This is a genomic window from Streptococcus danieliae, from assembly GCF_025447695.1.
Taxonomy (GTDB): domain Bacteria; phylum Bacillota; class Bacilli; order Lactobacillales; family Streptococcaceae; genus Streptococcus; species Streptococcus danieliae.
Genome location: NZ_JAOBSU010000093.1, coordinates 1 through 6,844, shown reverse-complemented (window position 1 = coordinate 6,844; position 6,844 = coordinate 1). Strand labels below are relative to the sequence as shown.

Sequence of the window (6,844 nt, the reverse complement as noted above, 5' to 3'; positions counted from 1 at the left end):
AGGCAGAATATTGTTTATTTTTAAGAGCTGATTTTAATTCTTTAATTTGATCTTGTGTGAATTTCATACTATCTATTCTAATTCAGATTTTGATTTTTGTTAAGTATGAATATGCCATAAAAATAGTATAGCACAAAGTGTGCGGTTTTTGTTTCATTCTACTATATTGTACACTCTCCTCATGTTTTCTGAGACTAGTATAGCTAGATTTCTACTTTATCGGAAGATACCCTGTTATTGGGCGCTTACCCTTGTTATTGGGCGCTTACTTTGTATTGTTTGGACAACAATAAAAATCATCAGAACCAGCACTTGTTATTGCTTGATTCTGATGATTTTTTGGATATTTACCCTAGTTTCTTTGAGGTATGAATAATTTGGGTACAAGATTACTACAAACAGATATTTACTGATAGTACTTCCTTAAACAGAAAGATGTTACCAGAACTGTGATGAATATTCCCATTAAAAATAGTGAGCTAACCGAAATCCTATTTACTAGAATAGTGAATAGAAAATTACTTATCAGCATCAAAAATGATGTGAGCGTATTCCCAGTTGAAATTAAAGATGTTCTAACTTGGTCTTCCACTTCTTCATGCAATGTCGCATTCAAACTAGTATCTACTAGTTCGTAAATAAACTCATATATGAGACAAATTACAATGATAACAGCAATATTCTTTAATTTAAATAGGAATCCTATGGCTAATAAGATTGTCAGTGATGTGATAACTATCTTCTTAGTTGTAAAGCGATTATTCAATGCATTCATTAACATTGAAGAAATTGCTGCAACAATTAATCCTAAGGTTGTAATCATTGAAATTTCAAAAGCACCCTGCCCCTTCTCTACAAATAAAAGTTGAACAAAATTATAGAGAACTGACAGTACCGCCTGAAAAGTTGCAATTCCAATCAACAAATATTTCAGCTTAGATTTTCCTATTAGGACTTGCTTTAAAGACTTTAGTATCCCTTGTATCGAAATAGAATTTTCTGGATGATAATCAGCTAAATTTTGTTTAGTCGATGCTACTCCTAACAATGTAAAAATTGCAACTAACTGTGTCACAATTCCAGCGATAAAGACTAAAACCCAAGATTCTTGTGAAAAGATTCCACCAAGAAATGAACTCAGAGCTAAACTTGCAATACTGATAGCATTATAGACTCCTATTTTCTCTTGGTAGCTTTTCTCCCCTTCTTGATTATACAGAAGAGTTTGATCACTACCTGAAATCATAGATAGGCCAAACCCATATAAGAAAAAGGCAAATACCAACATATATATATTTGGTGACATCCACATTATTAGTAGATAAGCTATTGTTAAGCTATGTCCAATAAATAATGTGAACTTCTCCCCAAATCGATCAGATAGCACACCTGATGGAAGTTCAAACAAAAACATCGCAAAAGATAATACTGTTTGAAGCAGACCAATCTGCACAGCATTTATTCCTTGTGCTAATAGATATACACTCCAAATAGACCTTTCAAAAAACAAATATGACCAGAATCCGTACATATATATTATTGAGTGAGTTTTGGATTTTAACATACTTCGCCTCCCAATTTATACTGAATCACTTTCTAACTAAATAGTAAGAATCATTCTCATCAACAAGAAAATCAAGTTTAGAGGATTCACGAACAACGTATTGATGCTCTATATTCCCAATAGGAACTAGTTTGCAGTATCTATTTAAAAAGGATTCTATCTTTTTTTTACTGTCTGTGTCTAGATGGAAAATATTGATTTCGTTCAACAATTCTATATATTCATCGAGCTTTTCAGTTTCTATATAATTTATATAGAATAAAAGTAACGAATATTCACTTTCAATATTCAATCGAAAGAGTGAGAATATAAAGTCTGCTTCTTCGCCGAGTTGATCATACGAGAAATCAAGTGGAATAATTTTCATGGCGACTTCTGGAAGCAATCTAGAAACATTTTCTTCATTAGGAAAATACTTCGTTAAATAGCATGAAAAATTAGAAAAATTTTCTGAAGATAATCTACGAACTAGCCCTTCTTCACTCATCTGTTCTTCTTCAAAAAAATAGTCACTTTTTTTATTAATATTTAGAAACTCAGTTATCATCGCATTAGATGCGATTTTTGTCTTCATTTTTGATGACTTTTTACTATTTAATATCAATGCAACATGTATTGATGAGTCTCTTTTGACAAAATTTCCCTTCAAACTTTTTATCTTCTCCTCTTCATATAAAGTTGTAGAAGTTGAATCTATCAAAGAAGCATTATAGAGAGCCGTGGAATCTTCAACAGTCTCTGCTAAGACAAATACAAGTTGCTCTTCAAGCATTAGTGGATGAAAATTGTTAGGTTGAAAGACACTGGATTCTACACTATCAATAATAAATGCACCTGAGCTAACATTAACAAACTCCTCTTTAAATATCGGCAATATCGTTAACTCAATATTTGATAAAATCTTTTTTAAATCGACATTCTCAAATGTACGTATTCTAATTTTTGTTTCTCCATCAATCTGTATCTCAGCATTTAACGGATCTATTTTATTTTTCCTAATCTTTTGCCAACCTAAAACAACATCTAATTCTTTCGTTATAAACGAATCAGATTCAATATAATAACGTAACGTTTCAAGGAAATTATGAGCTGTTATTTTTTTACCATTAGACCAATATCTTTCTCTTAGTATTATCTCCCATTCATCTTTCCCAATCTTATTTACATCCGCTAATCGATGTGGATTCTTCTCTGAATATATTGGATCAAAAAATAAACTTGATAAACATTTGCTAGCATAAGATTTGACATTGCATGGAAGTAGCGTTTCTGGGACAACATCTATGCCTATTTTCATATAATAAATTCTCTTTCTAAACTATAGTCTGAAAAGCTAAATATATGAATACTTGCTTCTTCCTTTATTTGATGTGTATAGAATTTAAGGATTTCATTTGAAACAAAAGAACCAATAAGCATATTAGTTGGTGATATCGATGCTTTTAATATCGGAAAAATTTCTTTACCTGAATCAATTGTAAAATATTGTGCAGCTATTGAATGATTTTCAGCTGTGATTATGGTTGAAAACATTCCTGAATCTAAACCAACTCCTGATGTAATGAAGTTAAAAGGGAAACTCTTAAGATTATTCAAAATGAGTGATATTAAATTATTGGGTGTATCTGCTGCATTAACTAGTAAATCAAATTTATAGTGTTTCAACGATTCGATGTCATGTTTTGTTTTGATAAAACATTTCAATGTTTTGATATTTATATCGCTATCAATGGCAAGAGCTTTTTGCGCTACAATCTCTACTTTAGATTTACCAATATCCTCAGAATCAAAGAATAGTTGTCTGTTTAAATTCGAAACATCAACAGTATCTCCGTCAATAAGAATAAAATTTTTAACTCCCATAGCAATTAGATTTGACAAAACAACAGTGCCTATTCCTCCTAATCCTAAAATTAATACAGTCATTGTATTAAAATTTGATTGAAAAGAATTTGAAGTTCCCTTTTGGATATTCTCAAAATAGTATCTATTTTTGATGAATTTATCTTTTGGATATTCTACTACAGTTGTTACAAGATTTTCTGTTATCAAAAAATTCACATATTCATTATCTGTATCTTTAATTAGCTCATTCTTCGATAAATATGAAAACACTGATGAATCTTGATCCAAAATACTCCATCTCTTCTTACCATGTTGCAAAACAGTATACTCACCTTTTCTAAAATAGACAACAGCTTCTTTTAATCTATACATACTGGATCCTCCTTTAGATAATTTAAAACATAACAAAAAGAGGAGAGTAGTAATAACTTGCTCCCCTCCTTTGTTATTAGCAACGGCGAGTAAGTTCGCGTGCTTCGTCTTTTGTTACGACCATGCTTGTCTCCTTGTCTTTTATTTATCAACAAATACAATATGTTGATAAATAAATTGTACCAAATACATATTGTAATGTCAATTTTAAGTTAGATACTTTTTATAAGGAGTTTTCATCGTTCGCTCTAGCTTGAGCTGAAGTCTCCTGAGTAGTGATAGATTATTCAGTGTCGAATGTCTACATTTGTGATTCCACCAGTGGATATAATCTTGTGTTAGTAGGGGAAGTTGTTCTGCCGATTCATGTTTTTGTCAACCAAAATAACATTTTAGCAACGACAAACGCATGAAAGGTTCTTATTGGATCATCTTCTGAACTGACCCCCAAAAGTTGGACAAACAATTACTGAAAAGCTTCCCTATTTCTTTCGGACTACAACCTCTGTTCCTTGGTCCACTTGACTGGTTACCTGAATGTCTAGTTCCAGTTGGTCTAGCACGCGCTTAGTCAGGTAGAGTCCGAAGTCACTAGCTTTCTGGTGTTCGCGACCATTGAAGCCGGTAAAGCCTTGGTCGAAGAGGCGGGGGATGTCTTCAGCCAGGATACCGATTCCTTGGTCACGAATGGTAACGCCCTGGTCCATTAGGATCTGAATTAGGCCGCCTTCGCTGCTATATTTGATGGCATTATCCAGTATTTGGGAGAGGGAGAAGGCCAGCCATTTACGGTCCGATTTGAGGGTCCAGTCACCGTCAATGCTAACAGCAATTTGTTTATGTAAAAAGTGTGTCCGATATTTTTTAACCAAATCAACCATGATGGGGCGGACATCGACTTCTTCGAATCGGAAATCACTGCTTTGATTGCTGAGTTTGAGGTAGTTGAGCAGGTTGGCTTGGTAGTTATCCAGGCGCAGGAGCTGGCTATCGACACTTTGCGGATCCAACTGCTTGGTTTGGCTCATCAGCGAGAGGGCGGCCAGGGGCACCTTCATTTGATGGGACCATAACTTGACCAAGGCTTGGAGGTCCTCCTCCCTTTTCTTATAGGCCAAGAGTTGTTGGCGGGTCTCATCCTTCTCCTTCTCCAATAAGGCTAAATAAGCGCGATCAATAGGCCTATTTAAGATATAGAGATCGGCCTCATGAATGCCATCCTTTAGAACGTTCATGCGATGAAAAAATTTCCAAAAAAGGCTGAGCATAATAATTAGAAAGATAGTGCTGGCTAAAAGGATGGATTGTACAAAGAAGGTCCAGGGAAGTTGATAGAGATAAAACAGGAGCAGAAAAGAGCCGGCCAATAAGAAGTAAGCGAGAAAGAAAGTCCGGTATTCACGTAGAAACATCCTTATCATTTGACCAAGTACCCCACTCCTCGGACGGTATGAATCCGATCAAAGCCGACTTCGGCAACCTTTTTCCGCAAGCGGGTCATGTTCACATTGAGGGTATTTTGGTCAATAAATTCTTCATTCTCCCACAAGTCCTTGAGCAGATCTTCCTTGCTGACAACCTGGCCCTGGTTTTGAAAAAGAGCTTTGAGAATCCGTGTCTCGGTCGGGGTCAATTGGACCTGCTGCTGGCCCTGACGCAAGCGACCATCCAAACTTAACTGAAAGCCTTCGACACGATACTCTTGGGTTGGTGTAAACTGATGGATCCGGCGTAAAAAAGCGCCGATTTTGGCATCTAAGACTTCCAAGGAGAAAGGCTTAGTGACAAAATCATCCCCGCCCATATTCATGGCCATAACCGCATTCATCTCGTCATCGCTTGAAGAAATAAAGATAATCGGCATGGTCATGCTCTTCCGGATTTCCGTCGTCCAGTAAAAGCCATTGTAATAGGGTAGGCTGATATCCATTAGAATAATATCCGGCTGCAGGTCTTCAACCTCTTGACTAACCGCCTGGAAATTCTGCACACTCATCACCTGATGCCTCTGGCCCAGGTGCTGTTTAAGGAGATCGACAATCAGCGCATCATCCTCGACAATGTATACGACACTTTGTTTCATATGAATAGTCTAACACCTTTTCGGCAAAAAATAAAAAGAGAACCTAAAATCAAGGAAAAAAGGCTAGAACACAATCGTTCGTAGCCTTTGATCAATGGAAGATAACCTACCGTTCAATAATCCGATAATAGGTGCGGCTGGTTAACTTGTAGATGAGGTAGTAGAGTAGACCAATGATCACGAGGGTCGCCCCACTCACGATATAAATCATGCTGGAGGAAGTCACTCCAAAAAAGGCCAACATCTGCTTAAGCATAACCAGTGATACGAGGAAATGCAGGGCAGCCATTCCCAAGGGCATAAAGAAGACCAATAAGACTTGCGAATTGATGGTTTTCTTAACTGCTGACTGACTCATCCCAACTTCTTGGAGAATCCGATAGGATTTCTTGTCTTCATGCCCCTCAGAGTATTGCTTGTAATAGATGATCAAAGCAGCACCTAGAAGGAAACTGAGTCCCAGTAGGAAACCTGTGAAGAGGAAACCACCTGAAAAACCAAGTAGCATCACCACAAAATCTTCTTTAAGAGATATGTCTGCTGTCCACTTTCCATCTTCATCCTGAACCAAGTACACATCCCCTTCTGCTTCTGCGACAGCATTGATTTCAGCCTTACTGATATCCGCAAAAACACGGTAGCTTAGTGGAAGATCGTAAAACTTTTGGAATGCACTTAGAACATCATCATTAGGAAGAACGAAAACCATGCCCGCTAACGTATTGGCTAAACCAGGGAATGTAGCATCCGAAGAACCTTCTACAGTTTCAAAAACCTGTTTATCTAGTCGAATCCGCTGTATCTGTTTGCCTTCTTTAGCTTGAATCACAGCAATTTGATTAGGAGCTAGCTCTGGGAGCTGATTCCCCAATTTCCGAAAATCATCTTGGGTAACCATGTAAGTAGACTTCCTGCGAAACGTTAACTATCCTTCAAAATTGATAATACCAGCAATCAAATTCATTCGTAAACCAAAGCGT

5 protein-coding genes and 1 pseudogene are annotated in these 6,844 nt (G+C 36.3%); all 6 read right to left on the bottom strand.

The window, feature by feature from the left end; genetic code table 11:
- Positions 1–406 precede the first annotated feature (406 nt).
- Positions 407–1,564, bottom strand: a complete 1,158-nt coding sequence (locus N4310_RS06920) for an MFS transporter (protein ID WP_262092603.1) — start codon at positions 1,562–1,564, stop codon at positions 407–409.
- 25 nt (positions 1,565–1,589) lie between these two features.
- Positions 1,590–2,861 carry a periplasmic substrate-binding domain-containing protein gene (locus N4310_RS06915; protein ID WP_262092602.1) on the bottom strand — a complete coding sequence of 424 codons (1,272 nt, stop codon included), beginning with the start codon at positions 2,859–2,861 and terminating at the stop codon, positions 1,590–1,592.
- The gene (locus N4310_RS06910; RefSeq protein ID WP_262092601.1) at positions 2,858–3,781 is read right to left on the bottom strand and encodes a ThiF family adenylyltransferase; all 924 of its coding nucleotides are present in this window, start codon (positions 3,779–3,781) and stop codon (positions 2,858–2,860) included. Before N4310_RS06910 ends, N4310_RS06915 begins: the two co-directional genes overlap by 4 nt.
- A gap of 482 nt (positions 3,782–4,263) precedes the next feature.
- A complete protein-coding gene (locus N4310_RS06905; RefSeq protein WP_262092600.1) occupies positions 4,264–5,202 on the bottom strand; it encodes a sensor histidine kinase in 939 nt (312 codons plus the stop codon).
- Positions 5,199–5,864 carry a response regulator transcription factor gene (locus N4310_RS06900; protein WP_262092599.1) on the bottom strand — a complete coding sequence of 222 codons (666 nt, stop codon included), beginning with the start codon at positions 5,862–5,864 and terminating at the stop codon, positions 5,199–5,201. Before N4310_RS06900 ends, N4310_RS06905 begins: the two co-directional genes overlap by 4 nt.
- A 106-nt stretch (positions 5,865–5,970) precedes the next feature.
- Positions 5,971–6,360 (bottom strand): annotated as a pseudogene (locus N4310_RS08660) (ABC transporter permease); the annotation flags it as partial.
- Positions 6,361–6,844: the final 484 nt, after the last annotated feature.